The organism is Acidovorax sp. sif1233 (assembly GCF_019218755.1).
Classification (GTDB): domain Bacteria; phylum Pseudomonadota; class Gammaproteobacteria; order Burkholderiales; family Burkholderiaceae_C; genus Acidovorax.
In genome coordinates this window covers 1-12,717 of sequence record NZ_JAHUWZ010000016.1, presented here as the reverse complement: position 1 = coordinate 12,717, position 12,717 = coordinate 1, and the positions used below count along the sequence as shown (strand labels likewise).

The window sequence follows — 12,717 nt, the reverse complement described above, 5'->3', positions numbered from 1 at the left end:
GGCGGGGGCGCCACGGCCGTGGCGCGGGCCAGCGCGGCGTGCAGGGCCGTGGGCGCGGCGGGCGCGGGCGGCGCGGGCGCCGTCACAGCAAGCCCTGTTCCGCCATCGACAGCGCCTTGCCGGGGGCGACGATGACATGGTCGAGCACGCGCACGTCCACCAGGGCCAGCGTGGCCTTCAGCGTCTTGGTGAGGGCCTCGTCGGCGCGGCTGGGCTCCACGCTGCCGCTGGGGTGGTTGTGGGCCAGCACCACGGCGGCGGCCTGGTGGTGCAGGGCGCGCAGCACCACCTCGCGCGGGTACACGCTGGTCTGCGTGAGCGTGCCGCGAAACAACTCCTCCATGGCCAGCAGGCGGTTCTGGCTGTCGAAGAAGAGCACCGCGAACACCTCGTGGCCCTTGGCCGCCAGGTGCAGTTGCAGGTAGTGCTTGACGGCGTTGGGCGAGTCGAACGTCTCGCGCTCGCGCAGTTGCTGGGCCAGGGCGCGGCGCGCCAGTTCCAGCACGGCCACCAGCTCAGCGCGCTTGGCGGGGCCCAGGCCCTTGATGCGCGCGAGGTCGGCGGCGCTGGTGTGCAGCAGCCCGGCGATGCCGCCAAAACCGCCGGTGACGCGCCCCGTGGCCGCGTCCACGCCGGGCGTGTCCAGCAGTTCCTGCGCCATCTGCAGCACGCCCTTGCCCACGGTGCCGGTGCGCAGCAGGATGGCCAGCAGCTCGGCATCGGCCAGGGCGGCGGGGCCGCGTGCCAGCAGCTTTTCGCGCGGCTGGGCGTCGGAGGGAAGGTCTTTGAGGGGCATGGCGCAGGGGCGAAGAGCCTGCCGCGGGCGCGGCGGGCGTAGGGCTTTGCCCGGTTTTCTACAATACGGGCCAGTGTAGAGCGTGTTGTGCACTTCAAGTACCCACGTTGGACTTCCAGGCCCAGTGATCGCAAGGCGCGGACCGCCGCCAAGGCAGGAGCCTTGCCAAGGGCTGCGACGCCGCGAGCGCTGGCCTGGGAGCCCAACCCGAAGGGAAAGCCGGGAAAAGGCCCGACCACTTTGTTGCAGACCGCTTGCGGTAATGGATACCGTGGCGCGTTCTGCGCCTAGTTGCCGGGCCTTTTCCCGGCTTTCGTGGGCACTGAAAAGTGCACAGCAGGCTCTTTGGACTTTCATGACCTCTATCGACACCTCCCTTCCCACCGTCCAGCCGGGCTCCTTCCTGACGCTGCACTACCGCCTGGCGGGCCCGGCGGGGGATGTGATCAACACTTTCTCCGACAAGCCCGCCACCCTGTCGCTGGGCGCAGGCCAGCTGTCGCCCGCCGTGGAGCAGCGCCTGCTGGGCCTGCCCGAGGGCACGCGCGCCACGTTCGAGCTGGCGGCGGGCGAGGCCTTTGGCGAGCGCAACACCGAGATGCAGCAGTGGGTGGCCAGGAAGCTGCTCAACGAACTGGGCGACCCGGCGGAGCGCTACAGCGTGGGCGATGTGGTGCAGTTCCCCACGCCGGACGGCCAGGGCAGCTACGCGGGCGCCGTGGTGCAGGTGCGCGATGACGGCGCCGTGCTGTTCGACTTCAACCACCCGCTGGCGGGCCAGCCGGTGACGTTCGAAGTGCAACTGATCGGGGTGCTATGAGCAGCGAGATTTCTGGCCGCAGCATGAGCGATGCCGGGCCGCTGCCCGGCGCGCCACATGCGGGCGAGGGCGGGGACGTCGAGGTCCTGCTGGCCGAGCCGCGCGGCTTTTGCGCGGGCGTGGACCGCGCCATCGAGATCGTCGAGCGCGCCATTCAGAAATTCGGCGCGCCGATCTACGTGCGCCACGAGATCGTGCACAACACCTATGTGGTGAATGACCTCAAGGCCAAGGGCGCGATCTTCATCGAGGAGCTGTCGGATGTGCCCCCGGGCGCCACCCTGGTCTTCAGCGCCCATGGCGTGAGCAAGGCCGTGCAGCAGGAGGCGGTGGCGCGCGGCTTCAGCATTTTTGACGCCACCTGCCCGCTGGTGACCAAGGTGCACGTGGAAGTGGCCAAGCTCGCCAGGGAAGGCTACGAGTTCATCATGATCGGCCACAAGGGCCACCCCGAGGTGGAGGGCACGATGGGCCAGCTCGACCACGGCATCCACCTGGTGGAAGACGTGGCCGACGTGGCCCGCGTGCAGCCCGCGCAGACCGGCAAGCTCGCCGTGGTCACGCAGACCACGCTGAGCGTGGACGACGCCGCTGAAATCTCGGCCGCCGTGCGCGCGCGCTTCCCCAGCGTGCGCGAGCCCAAGCAGCAGGACATCTGCTACGCCACGCAGAACCGGCAGGACGCCGTCAAGGTGCTCAGCCCGCAGGTGGACGTGGTGATCGTGGTGGGCAGCCCCACCAGCTCCAACAGCAACCGCCTGCGCGAGCTGGCGGCGCGCCTGGGCACGCCGGCCTACATGGTGGACAGCGCCGACGAACTGCAGCCGGGCTGGTTCGCGGGCGTGGCGCGCGTGGGCCTCACCGCCGGCGCCTCGGCCCCGGAGATCCTGGTCCAGCAGGTCATCGACCGCATCAAGGCGCTGGGGGCCGTGTCGGTGCGCACCATGGCGGGCATCGAGGAAACCATCAAGTTTCCGCTGCCCAAGGGGCTCAAGATCGATGGCGCCACGGGCCTGGCCCTCACCGAGCGCACGCCGGAGACCGGGCCCGCCAGGCACTAGACCGGCACGCGCGGGCCGCGGCATCCGAAGGGGCCGCCGCGCCGCTGCGAATGCTCCTGAATTGATGGCTGTTTGCGCTTGATGGGCAAGCGCTGGGGCCGTTTTTTAGTCAATCCCGCCGTGGCCGGGGCCTACAGCGAGACCGCAGGCCCGCTCCACAGGTCCAGCGGCGGGTCGGCCGCCACCGCGCGCAGGATGTCGGTGCGCGAGATGAAGCCGGACAGCACCCCCGCATCGTCCGTCACTGGCAGGCCCGGCAGGCCCGTATCGAGCAGCACGGCGGCCACCCGGCGCAGCTCGGTGTCGGCCGCCACGGTGGGCACGGGGCTCACCATGACCTCGGAGACGGGGCGGCGTGCCAGCTCGATCGCCTGTTTCACGGCGCCCGGCTCGGGCAGCAGGTCCAGGGGCGCCATGTCGGCCCGCAGCAGCAGGCCGACCACCCGCCCCAGCGGGTCCACCACGGGGGCCTGGGCCACCTTGTGCTCGGCCAGGGTCTGCCAGGCATCGTTCACGCGCGCCCCGGGCTCCACGCTCAGGGCGCCCGTGGTCATGACATCGCTGACCTTGGTCAGGGGCTGGCGTGCCTGCTGGGGCCCCTGCTCGGTCTGCGCATAGGCGCTCACGGCGTCCTGCAGGCGCAGGTTGGCGGGCGGCGAGAACGCGGGGTGGAGCGGGGCCGGGGACTGAAACGGCTCGGCGGGCACATCCAGCGCGCGCGTGCGCAGTGCCTGGGGCCGCTGCACGCGCCGCACGGCAGAGATCTGCGAGAGGTTTTCCGGCCCTCCCCGGTACATCTGCCCCGATGGGCCGAACACAAAGAACATGCTTGCCTCCTGCTGGCGTGTCCGCCCAAGGCGGCGGACCCTGTCCATGTTATCGGCACTTGCACGGCGCCATTGGAGGGCAGCGTGTATCCGTGTGTTGCCGCGGGGCGGGCGGGCAGACCCTACACTGCCTGCCTTTGTCCGATTTCCCCTGGAGTCTCCCCGCATGATCGATCGCGCCGCCATCGCCGAAGCCCGCCGCCACATTTCCACCGCCCAGCCCGACTTTCTGCGCACCACCCCGCTGATGCGCGTGCCGGGCCGATCCCTGGGCGTGGACTGCGGCGAGGTCTGGCTCAAGCTGGAGCACCTGCAGGTGGGCGGCAGCTTCAAGGCGCGCGGCATGCTGTACCGCCTGCTGGCCAACCCCGTGCCCGAGAGCGGCGTGATCATCGCCTCCGGCGGCAACGCCGGCATTGCCGTGGCCGCCGCCGCCAAGGCGCTGGGCGTGCGCTGCGAGGTCTTCGTGCCCGAAGTCTCGCCCGAGGCCAAGCGCGCCCGGCTGCGTTCGCTGGGCGCCGACGTGGTCGTCACCGGCGCGGCGTATTCCGAAGCCTTCGAGGCGTGCGTGGCCCGCCAGAAGGCCACGGGCGCCCTGCAGGCCCACGCCTACGACCAGCCCGAAGTGGTGGCCGGCGCGGGCACCTTGGCGCTGGAGATGGAAGAGCAGGGCGGCCGCCTGCCCGACACGGTGCTGGTCAGCGTGGGCGGTGGCGGCCTCATCGGCGGTGTGGCCGCGTGGGTGGAGAGCCGCGCCCACGTGGTCGCGCTGGAACCCGAGCGCGCGCCCACCCTGCATGCCGCGCGCGCCGCAGGCCAGCCGGTGGATGTGGAGGTGGGTGGCGTGGCCGCTGATTCCTTGGGCGCCCGCCGCATCGGCGCCATTGGCTGGGAGGTCAGCCAGCGCCATGTGCACGATGCCCTGCTGCTGCCGGATGACGCCATCCGCGCCGCCCAGCTGTGGCTGTGGAAAGAGCTGAAGCTGGCCGTGGAACCCGCCGCCGCGCTGGGCCTGGCGGCCCTGCAGACAGGTGCCTACCGGCCCCAGCCGCAGGAAACCGTGGCCCTCATTCTCTGCGGCGCCAACTTCGACCCCGCCAGCCTCGCCTGAGCCGGGGCCGACCACCCCTTTAAAATCCAGCCATGCTTGACATCCTTCTCCTCCGCAAAGACCTCGACACCGCCATCGCGCGCCTGGAAACACGCAAAAAGCCCCAGGCCTTCCTGGACGTCTCCGCGTTCCAGGTCCTGGAGTCCGAGCGCAAGACGCTGCAGACCCGCACCGAAGAGCTGCAGGCCCAGCGCACCCAGCTGTCCAAGCAGGTCGGCATGCTCATGAGCCGGGGCGACAAGGACGGCGCCGAAGCCGTCAAGGCCCAGGTGGCCGCAGGCAAGGTGGAGCTGGAGCAATCGGCCGCCCGCCTGGAACAGGTCCAGGCCGAGCTGCTTGCCATGCTGGTCGCCGTGCCCAACCTGCCGCACGAATCCGTGCCCGTGGGTCCGGACGAGTCGGGCAATGTCGAAGTGCGCCAGTGGGGCACGCCCGCCAGCTTCGCCTTCGAGGTCAAGGACCACGTCGACGTGGGCACGCCGCTGGGCCTGGATTTCGACATGGGCGTCAAGCTCTCGGGCTCGCGCTTCACGGTGATGAAGGGGCAGATCGCCCGCCTGCACCGGGCCCTGGCCCAGTTCATGCTGGACGTGCAGACCCAGGAGCATGGCTACACCGAGTGCTACGTGCCCTATGCCGTCAACGCCGACTCGCTCAAGGGCACGGGCCAGCTGCCCAAGTTCGAGGGCGATTTGTTCGCGGCCAAGAAGGGCGGCCAGGACGGCGAGCCCGTGCCCGACAACGCGGCGCTGTACCTCATTCCCACCAGCGAAGTGCCGCTGACCAACTTCGTGCGCGACGTGGTCGTGGCCGAGTCCGAGCTGCCCATCAAGCTCACGGCCCACACGCCGTGCTTCCGCTCGGAAGCGGGCAGCTACGGCCGCGACACGCGCGGCATGATCCGCCAGCACCAGTTCGACAAGGTCGAGATGGTGCAGATCGTGCATCCCGACAAGAGCTACGAAGCGCTGGAAGAAATGACGCGCCACGCCGAAACCGTGCTGCAAAAGCTCGGCTTGCCCTACCGCGTGATGAGCCTGTGCACGGGTGACATGGGCTTTGGCGCCGCCAAGACCTATGACCTGGAAGTGTGGCTGCCCGCGCAGAACACCTACCGCGAGATCAGCTCGGTGAGCAACTGCGAGGCCTTTCAGGCCCGCCGCCTGCAGGCCCGCTTCAAGAACGCCCAGGGCAAGAACGAGTTGCTGCACACCCTCAATGGCTCCGGCCTGGCCGTGGGCCGCACGCTGGTGGCCGTGCTCGAGAACTACCAGCGCGCCGACGGTTCCGTGGAGGTGCCAGAGGTGCTGCGCCCGTACATGGGCGGCGTGGCGGTGCTCGCACCCGCCGCCTGATGGGGCGGGCCATGGGGACGGCGCGCCGGGGGAGAATCCAGCATGACTTCCTCTGACAACACCATGGCCAGCCCCACCATCCGCCTCACGCAGTACAGCCATGGGGCGGGCTGCGGCTGCAAGATCAGCCCCAAGGTCCTGGACGTGATCCTTGCGGGCAGCGGGGCCCAGAACCTGGACCCGCGGCTGTGGGTGGGCAATGCCTCCCGCGATGACGCCGCCGTCTATGCGCTGGATGGCGAACGCGGCGTGGTCTCCACCACCGACTTCTTCATGCCCATCGTGGACGACCCCTACGATTTCGGGCGGATCGCGGCGACCAACGCCATCAGCGACATCTACGCCATGGGCGCGGACCCGCTGATGGCCATCGCCATCCTGGGCTGGCCGGTGAATGTGCTGCCGCCCGAGGTGGCGCGCGACGTGGTGCGCGGCGGGCGTGCGGTCTGCGATGCCGCAGGCATCCCGCTGGCCGGCGGGCATTCCATCGATGCGCCGGAGCCCATCTTCGGGCTGGCCGTGACCGGCGTGGTGGAAAAACGCCACCTCAAGCGCAATGACACCGCCACTGCGGGCTGCCGCCTGTACCTCACCAAGCCGCTGGGCATCGGAATCCTCACCACCGCCGAAAAGAAGGCCCGGCTGCGCTCGCAGGACGTGGGCCGCGCGCGCGACCTGATGTGCACGCTGAACAAGCCGGGCAGCCGGTTTGGCAAATTGCCGGGTGTCATGGCCATGACCGATGTCACGGGCTTTGGCCTGCTGGGCCACCTGGTCGAGATGGCCGAGGGCAGTGGCCTGAGCGCCGTGATCGACTACGACGCCGTGCCGCGCATCCGTGGCGTGGAGCACTACCTGGCCGAGGGCTGCGTGCCGGGCGGTACCCTGCGGAACTTCGACAGCTATGGCGCCAGGATCGGTCCGCTGGACGAAGTGCAAAAGCAGCTGCTGTGCGATCCGCAGACCAGCGGAGGCCTGCTGATCGCGGTGGCGCCGCAGGGCGAGCGTGAATTCCTCGCGGTGGCCGCCGAGTGCGGGCTGCCGCAGATGGAGCCCATAGGCCATCTCACTTCCCGGCAGGCCTTCGCTGTCACGCTGCGCTGATGCTGGACACCCTGGCCGACTACCGGCACATCTTCCTGAACGATGTGCCCATGATGGACGTGCGTGCGCCGGTGGAGTTCGTCCAGGGCGCATTTCCGGGCGTGGCCAACCTGCCCTTGATGGACGATGCCGAACGCCAGAAGGTGGGCACCTGCTACAAGCACCAGGGCCAGCAGGCGGCCATCGCGCTGGGGCATGCGCTGGTGTCCGGCGAGATCAGGCGCGCACGCACCCAGGCCTGGGCGGAGTTCGCGGCGGCCCATCCGCAGGGCGTGCTGTATTGCTTTCGCGGGGGCTTGCGTTCCCAGATCGTCCAGCAGTGGCTGCAGGCCGATGCCGGGATCGCCTACCCCCGCGTGGCCGGCGGCTACAAGGCCCTGCGTACCTTTTTGCTGCAGACCACCCAGGCGGCGGCGCGCGAATGCCCGTTGGTCGTGCTGGGCGGGCTGACGGGCACCGGAAAGACCGAGCTCATCTCGCAGCTGCCCAACGGCCTGGATCTGGAAGGGCACGCCAACCACCGCGGGTCCAGCTTTGGGCAGCGTGTCAGCGGCCAGCCGGCCCAGATCGATTTCGAGAACCGCCTAGCGATCGATATCCTCAAGAAGCGGGCCGCGGGGCAGCGGCTGTTCGTGGTCGAGGACGAAGGCCGGCATGTGGGCCGCTGCGCCGTGCCGCTGGAGCTGCGCCTGCGCCTGGAACAGGCGCCGATGGTCCATGTCGAGGATGCCTTCGAGGCCCGGGTCGAGCGCATCCTGCGGGACTACGTGGTCGGGCAGTGCGCCGAGTTCTGCGCCGCGCAGGGCCCGGCGGCGGGGTTTGAATCGTTCTCTGCCCGATTGCTGGAAAGCCTGGACAAGCTGGCCCGGCGCCTGGGCGGCGACCGCCACCAGATGCTGCGCGCAACGATGCTCCACGCGCTGGCGCGGCAAAAGGCGCATGGCGATGTTGCGCAGCACCGTGGCTGGATCGCGGCATTGCTGCGCGACTACTACGACCCCATGTACGCCTACCAGCGTGAAAGCCGGGCGGGGCGCATCGAGTTTCAGGGGGAGTTCGGCGCGGTGCTGGCCTACCTGCGCGATCGCTCCGTGGCCTCGGGCCCCCAGCCGTAGGCCGGCGGCACCGAAAAATCCACCTGGGCCTGCGCCAGGCGCTGCATCGCGGGTATCAACGCCCGCGCATCGCCGCGCCGCCACTGGAACGCGTACTGCAGGGGCGCAAGCGCCGTGCGCCCGCCCAGCGCGCGCAAGCCCGGCGTGCCGACCCAGGCCGCGGGCAGAAAGCCCACGCCCACCCCCGCGCGCAACATGCCGGCCACGGCCCCCCAGCTGTTGCACAGGATGCGCTCGCGCACCGCAACGCGGTGCGCGAGCAGCCAGTCATCGAGCAGCCGCGTGGTGCCCGCACCCGGGGGGAGGGTGACCAGCGGATGCTGCTGCAGCAGCGCTTTCGCCCCCAGGCGGCCGGCGCCGGGCAGATCGGCGGCCACAGCCCAGGTGAAGCGCGCAGCCCCCACGGGCTGCGAGCGCAGCGTGCTGCGCGACGAGCGCCCCGCGATCACCGCGAAGTCGAGTTCGCCGTCGTCCAGGCGGCGCTCGAGCACGCCACCCACGTCCACGCAGGGCTCCAGGGACAGGCGGGGATGCGCGCGGCGCGCCGCTGCCACGAACGCGGGCAGCCAGGTGAGGGCCGAGAGGTCGCCCACGCCAAAACGGCAGTGGCCCGCGAGATCTGTGCGCGCATCCAGTGCCTGGTCCAGTGCCGCGACGGCGTTGAGCACATCCAGCGCGGCGGGCAGCAGCCGCGTGCCGGCCTCGGTGAGCACGGCGCGGTGTCCGCTGCGGTCAAACAGCGGCTGCCCCAGCGCGGCCTCCAGTTCCGTGATGCGCTTGGACAGCGAGGACACGGACAGGTGCACGCGGCCGGCGGCGGTGGCGAAGTTGGCGCAGGTGGCCGCCCACCAGAAAGCCTCGAGCTGCTTGACCGACGGAGTGTGCATGGCGGGGTCCTTGTTGGCAGAAAGAGAATTAATCCATTCTAAATATTTCGCTTTCATTCATTGAATGGCAAACCTACAGTGGCGCGGTTCCTGAACGCAATGAAAGCCCCGTGCCCATGGCCTCCCTCCCCCATCTGGTCCCCGCCGCCCTGGCGCCCGCCCCCTTGCCCCCCGCGCCGGCCGTGCTGCGCCGCATGCTGTCGCTGCAGGATTTCGAGGAGGCCGCGCGCCGGCGCCTGCCCCGGCCCATCTTCGGCTACATCGCTGGCGCGGCTGAGGGCAATGCCTCGCTGCGCGACAACCGTGGCGTGTTCGGCGAGCACGCCTTCGTCACGCGCGTGCTGCGCGACGTGTCGGGGCGCTCGCAGGCGGTGGAGCTGTTTGGCGAGCGCTACGGCAGCCCGTTCGGCATCGCGCCCATGGGCATCAACGCCCTTTCCACTTACCGGGGCGACCTCGTGCTGGCACGCGCGGCGCGGCGCGCGGGCATTGTTTCGGTGATGAGCGGCACCTCGCTGATCCCGATGGAGGACGTGGCCCGCGACAGCCCGGGCACCTGGTTCCAGGCCTACCTGCCCGGCGACCAGGTCCGCATCGACGCACTGGTCGACCGGGTGGAGCGCGCGGGCTTTCGCACGCTGGTCGTCACGGTGGACATACCGATCTCGGCGAACCGCGAGAACAACATCCGCACGGGCTTCTCGACGCCGCTCAAGCCCAGCCTGCGCCTGGCCTGGGATGGCCTCGTGCGGCCGCGCTGGGTGGCGGGCACCTTCCTGCGCACGCTGCTGCGCCATGGCATGCCGCATTTCGAGAACTCGTTCGCCACGCGCGGCGCTCCCATCGTCTCGTCCACGGTGCTGCGCGATTTCTCGGCGCGCGACCACCTCGGCTGGCGGCACCTCGAAGCCATCCGCCGCCGCTGGAAGGGCCCGCTGGTCGTGAAGGGCCTGCTGAGCGTGGAGGATGCCCTGCAGGCGCAGCGCATCGGGGCCGACGCCGTGGTGCTGTCCAACCACGGCGGCCGCCAGCTCGATGGCGCCGCATCGCCCATGCGCGTGCTGGAAGCGGTGGTGGCCGCCGTGGGCCCTGCTTACCCCGTGCTCATCGACGGCGGCTTCCGGCGCGGCTCCGACGTGCTCAAGGCCATCGCGCTGGGCGCGCGCATGGTCCTGGTGGGGCGCCCGTTCAACTATGCAGCCGCCATCGCCGGCGAGGCGGGAGTGCACCACGCGATCACCCTGCTGCGCGACGAGGTGGACCGCAACCTTGCCATGCTGGGCGCCACCAGCTGCGGAGAGCTGGGCCCTTGGCACCTGGTGCGGCGGCGGGGGCCTGGGGAGGAATGTTCGCCAGGGCTGGCGTCCTGACGGGTGCCTGCGGCCTGGCTCGACGATGTCAGTGCGGCTGCGGTGCGTTGTGGTGGGGGAGCTGCAGTCTGGCCCGCCTCAGCCCGCGAATTGATCGCAGCGGATCGGGTGCCCAGGGCGTGGGTCCTGCATTCCCCAAAGGCTGCCTGGCTGCCCAGGGGGTGCCGGCAAACCAAAAGAAAAAGGCCCTGCGCTATTGATTAAATAGCATCAGGGCCTTATCAGTGGCGGAGAGGGTGACTACCAAAAATGCCTATCGTGTCGTGTCAGAAGGTGTGGATTCATGCCCTTGGCGATGATGCGCAGTATCACGGAAATGCCTCAGAACTTGTCGCCCAATGTCATGAAGTTTCACTGTCGATGATGGGAAAACTGATGGGTAGTGTGCAATTTCTCACGCGAAACGAAGTTGGCTCAGCGGTTACACGCGCGCTGTACTCAACGAAGTCTATGCTGCCGTGAGCCTACCTGCGGGGTGCGGGCAGGTATCTACATCCCCGGAGAAATCATGGCTGCTCAAGCACCAACCAACAACGAATTTTCCTTGCAGTGCAAGCAACTTATCAGCGTACTTCAAAAGGCAAATCGAGAAACAGATTCCGCCCTGGAGCTTCATCAAAAACTGGCTCATGTGTATCGGACAAAAGCACTTGGTGGCCTGTTTGGCGCAACGCCTGCTTCCACTCTGCGAGCAAATGCGCATGAACTGAATGAGCTTTCCAGTGCTCTAGCTCGTCGCCTGCATTTCAAAGATGGCGACGGTAAGGGAGTCTTTTCGCCAGAGTTGTTGGAGATGCTGGGGCAGTTGTTCGACCAACATGCACTTGCCAAAGGGAAGCGCGTGAACTCGACTGTTTCAGCCAACGGCGTACCTCAAGAGTCAGCTGCCATTCACTGGGGCGGCTGGCGCAGCCAACTCTCTGCTGATCTGTTCTTATTGCAGTCGCTCACGTCAGCCGTGCTAGAGCATCTGCCGGATGACTCCGTAACGCGTTCGGAATTTCCAGCGTTAACGACTGAAGCCTTGGTACTGGAAATCCGCGACGCCCTTCCGCCCCCCCGACCAGACGGTCATGTGACAGGGTTGCCCGATTTGATTGTCGATGTGATGGGCATTTACGAGCCGAGCAACGAGGTGACGACCGATACGGTTAGGGGAATTCTTCGGAAGTCAAAGCAGTCTGCATAAAAAATGTCAAGGTCAGGGTTTTAGAGGTGAGTTTTACTTCGCTTCGACTTTGAAAGCCCACTCTTCGACCATAGAGCCCTTGTCAACGAAGGGCTCTCATGGTCGATTCCCATCTCCACCCAGAACACCGGCAGAAGCTGGTAAAAAATCCCCGCGCGGACGTTGTCAAAGCGACCCCTGACGCTCCACTGCGTGCATATGTGCGCCTCGATGAGTTACTCACGATGGTGCCATTCTCTGCCTCCACCGTGTGGCGCAAGAGCAAAGATGGTTCGTTCGTAAAAGCGACGCGCTTGTCCGCCCGCATCACAGCGTGGAACCGTCAAGCGGTCTTGCAGTGGCTTGAGCACAAGGAGGTTGCGCGATGAGTATCGCAGCCCAGAACTCAAGTCGAGACGTCGCAAGTCCCGGCGTACGGCCCATCATGCCCGTACCAGGGGAGGCGCAAATCCTCGTCACCCATACGCCTCAGCAATTCAAGGAGCTGCCAGTCCTTACTTGGCTGGTGGAGAAGGTTTTCCACATGATGGGAGTCATTCTGTTTTGGGGTGCATCGGGTGCTGGCAAGACAGCCCTGCTCATTGATCTGATCCTCGCACTTGTCGCTGGTTCGGCGTGGGCGGGGCGCCCAGTGCAGCAAGGCGGTGTTCTGTACTGTGCACTGGAGGGGGCCGCTGGTTTCCGTCGTCGCGTATCCATTGCGTTGCACCACACGGGGATTGAGCCCGCCGACAAACTGCATTTCATCTTTGAGCCTGTGAGCTTAGTGAAAGAGCAAGACGTCATCAATCTGGCGAAGACCGCCTTGCGACACAAGGCCATTTTGATTGTCATCGACACATTGGCGGCCTCCCTTGCCGGGGAGGCGGACGAGAACTCGAACCGCGACATGACTCTACTGACGCACAACGCCAAACGGCTGGCAATGATGACCGGAAGTGCCGTCTTGATCACCCTGAATCGCCCCGGATTCCCTAGACACTTTTAAGCCGTTGGAAATGGCGTCTTTCGAACTCTACCGGTGAAGTATCTCCGGCAGTGCCGTGGCGTCGCTTAGGGTTGTAAAACATCTCGATGTAATT

General features: G+C 67.6%; 14 protein-coding genes. 10 read left to right on the top strand and 4 right to left on the bottom strand.

What is annotated here, in order from left to right:
* Positions 1–82: 82 nt before the first annotated feature.
* Positions 83–796, bottom strand: a complete 714-nt coding sequence (gene radC / locus KW843_RS26575) for a DNA repair protein RadC (protein WP_218298106.1) — start codon at positions 794–796, stop codon at positions 83–85.
* A 355-nt stretch (positions 797–1,151) separates the two neighbouring features.
* On the opposite strand from radC, the gene KW843_RS26570 reads away from it, so the two are divergent.
* Positions 1,152–1,616: a peptidylprolyl isomerase gene (locus KW843_RS26570; protein ID WP_218298105.1), complete on the top strand. Its 465-nt coding sequence runs from the start codon at positions 1,152–1,154 to the stop codon at positions 1,614–1,616.
* Between the two features lie 23 nt (positions 1,617–1,639).
* On the top strand, positions 1,640–2,677 hold the full coding sequence (gene ispH, locus KW843_RS26565; protein WP_218298108.1) for a 4-hydroxy-3-methylbut-2-enyl diphosphate reductase: 1,038 nt from the start codon (positions 1,640–1,642) through the stop codon (positions 2,675–2,677).
* 131 nt (positions 2,678–2,808) lie between these two features.
* Here the strand turns inward: ispH and KW843_RS26560 are convergent, their stop codons facing one another.
* The gene (locus tag KW843_RS26560) at positions 2,809–3,504 is read right to left on the bottom strand and encodes an HPP family protein (protein ID WP_218298104.1); all 696 of its coding nucleotides are present in this window, start codon (positions 3,502–3,504) and stop codon (positions 2,809–2,811) included.
* 166 nt (positions 3,505–3,670) lie between these two features.
* On the opposite strand from KW843_RS26560, the gene KW843_RS26555 reads away from it, so the two are divergent.
* The 4 genes from KW843_RS26555 to mnmH all read left to right on the top strand — a co-directional run bounded on the left by KW843_RS26555 (position 3,671) and on the right by mnmH (position 8,189).
* Entirely contained in the window at positions 3,671–4,615 is a 945-nt protein-coding gene (locus KW843_RS26555; RefSeq protein ID WP_218298103.1) for a threonine/serine dehydratase, read from the top strand.
* A gap of 32 nt (positions 4,616–4,647) precedes the next feature.
* Positions 4,648–5,970, top strand: a complete 1,323-nt coding sequence (gene serS / locus KW843_RS26550) for a serine--tRNA ligase (RefSeq protein ID WP_218298102.1) — start codon at positions 4,648–4,650, stop codon at positions 5,968–5,970.
* Positions 5,971–6,033: 63 nt separating this feature from the next.
* The gene (selD, locus tag KW843_RS26545) at positions 6,034–7,074 is read left to right on the top strand and encodes a selenide, water dikinase SelD (protein ID WP_218298107.1); all 1,041 of its coding nucleotides are present in this window, start codon (positions 6,034–6,036) and stop codon (positions 7,072–7,074) included.
* Entirely contained in the window at positions 7,074–8,189 is a 1,116-nt protein-coding gene (mnmH, locus tag KW843_RS26540; protein ID WP_218298101.1) for a tRNA 2-selenouridine(34) synthase MnmH, read from the top strand. The genes selD and mnmH overlap by 1 nt, the downstream gene beginning before the upstream one ends.
* On the opposite strand, the gene KW843_RS26535 is transcribed toward mnmH, so the two are convergent.
* Complete coding sequence (locus tag KW843_RS26535; protein ID WP_218298100.1) at positions 8,147–9,076, bottom strand: LysR family transcriptional regulator; 930 nt, start codon at positions 9,074–9,076, stop codon at positions 8,147–8,149. The genes mnmH and KW843_RS26535 overlap by 43 nt on opposite strands.
* A 116-nt stretch (positions 9,077–9,192) precedes the next feature.
* On the opposite strand from KW843_RS26535, the gene KW843_RS26530 reads away from it, so the two are divergent.
* The 4 genes from KW843_RS26530 (at position 9,193) to KW843_RS26515 (ending at position 12,623) form a co-directional block, all read left to right on the top strand.
* Complete coding sequence (locus KW843_RS26530; RefSeq protein WP_218298099.1) at positions 9,193–10,446, top strand: alpha-hydroxy acid oxidase; 1,254 nt, start codon at positions 9,193–9,195, stop codon at positions 10,444–10,446.
* Between the two features lie 508 nt (positions 10,447–10,954).
* Positions 10,955–11,635, top strand: coding sequence for a hypothetical protein (locus tag KW843_RS26525; RefSeq protein WP_218298098.1), 681 nt, complete (start codon positions 10,955–10,957; stop codon positions 11,633–11,635).
* A gap of 98 nt (positions 11,636–11,733) precedes the next feature.
* Positions 11,734–12,003: an AlpA family transcriptional regulator gene (locus tag KW843_RS26520; RefSeq protein ID WP_218298097.1), complete on the top strand. Its 270-nt coding sequence runs from the start codon at positions 11,734–11,736 to the stop codon at positions 12,001–12,003.
* Complete coding sequence (locus tag KW843_RS26515) at positions 12,000–12,623, top strand: AAA family ATPase (RefSeq protein WP_218298096.1); 624 nt, start codon at positions 12,000–12,002, stop codon at positions 12,621–12,623. Before KW843_RS26520 ends, KW843_RS26515 begins: the two co-directional genes overlap by 4 nt.
* Here KW843_RS26515 and KW843_RS27045 read toward each other — a convergent pair.
* A partial coding sequence (locus tag KW843_RS27045) for an IS3 family transposase (protein ID WP_370628535.1) occupies positions 12,610–12,717 on the bottom strand: 108 nt, incomplete at its 5' end. The two genes, KW843_RS26515 and KW843_RS27045, sit on opposite strands and share 14 nt — an antisense overlap.

Coding starts and splice junctions, on each gene's coding strand:
- KW843_RS26530 (WP_218298099.1), top strand. CDS start 9,193: ATGGCCTCCCTCCCCCATCTGGTCCCCGCCGCCCTGGCGCCCGCCCCC.
- selD (WP_218298107.1), top strand. CDS start 6,034: ATGGCCAGCCCCACCATCCGCCTCACGCAGTACAGCCATGGGGCGGGC.
- mnmH (WP_218298101.1), top strand. CDS start 7,074: ATGCTGGACACCCTGGCCGACTACCGGCACATCTTCCTGAACGATGTG.
- KW843_RS26515 (WP_218298096.1), top strand. CDS start 12,000: ATGAGTATCGCAGCCCAGAACTCAAGTCGAGACGTCGCAAGTCCCGGC.
- KW843_RS26520 (WP_218298097.1), top strand. CDS start 11,734: ATGGTCGATTCCCATCTCCACCCAGAACACCGGCAGAAGCTGGTAAAA.
- KW843_RS26525 (WP_218298098.1), top strand. CDS start 10,955: ATGGCTGCTCAAGCACCAACCAACAACGAATTTTCCTTGCAGTGCAAG.
- KW843_RS26535 (WP_218298100.1), bottom strand. CDS start 9,076: ATGCACACTCCGTCGGTCAAGCAGCTCGAGGCTTTCTGGTGGGCGGCC.
- ispH (WP_218298108.1), top strand. CDS start 1,640: ATGAGCGATGCCGGGCCGCTGCCCGGCGCGCCACATGCGGGCGAGGGC.
- KW843_RS26560 (WP_218298104.1), bottom strand. CDS start 3,504: ATGTTCTTTGTGTTCGGCCCATCGGGGCAGATGTACCGGGGAGGGCCG.
- radC (WP_218298106.1), bottom strand. CDS start 796: ATGCCCCTCAAAGACCTTCCCTCCGACGCCCAGCCGCGCGAAAAGCTG.
- KW843_RS26570 (WP_218298105.1), top strand. CDS start 1,152: ATGACCTCTATCGACACCTCCCTTCCCACCGTCCAGCCGGGCTCCTTC.
- KW843_RS26555 (WP_218298103.1), top strand. CDS start 3,671: ATGATCGATCGCGCCGCCATCGCCGAAGCCCGCCGCCACATTTCCACC.
- serS (WP_218298102.1), top strand. CDS start 4,648: ATGCTTGACATCCTTCTCCTCCGCAAAGACCTCGACACCGCCATCGCG.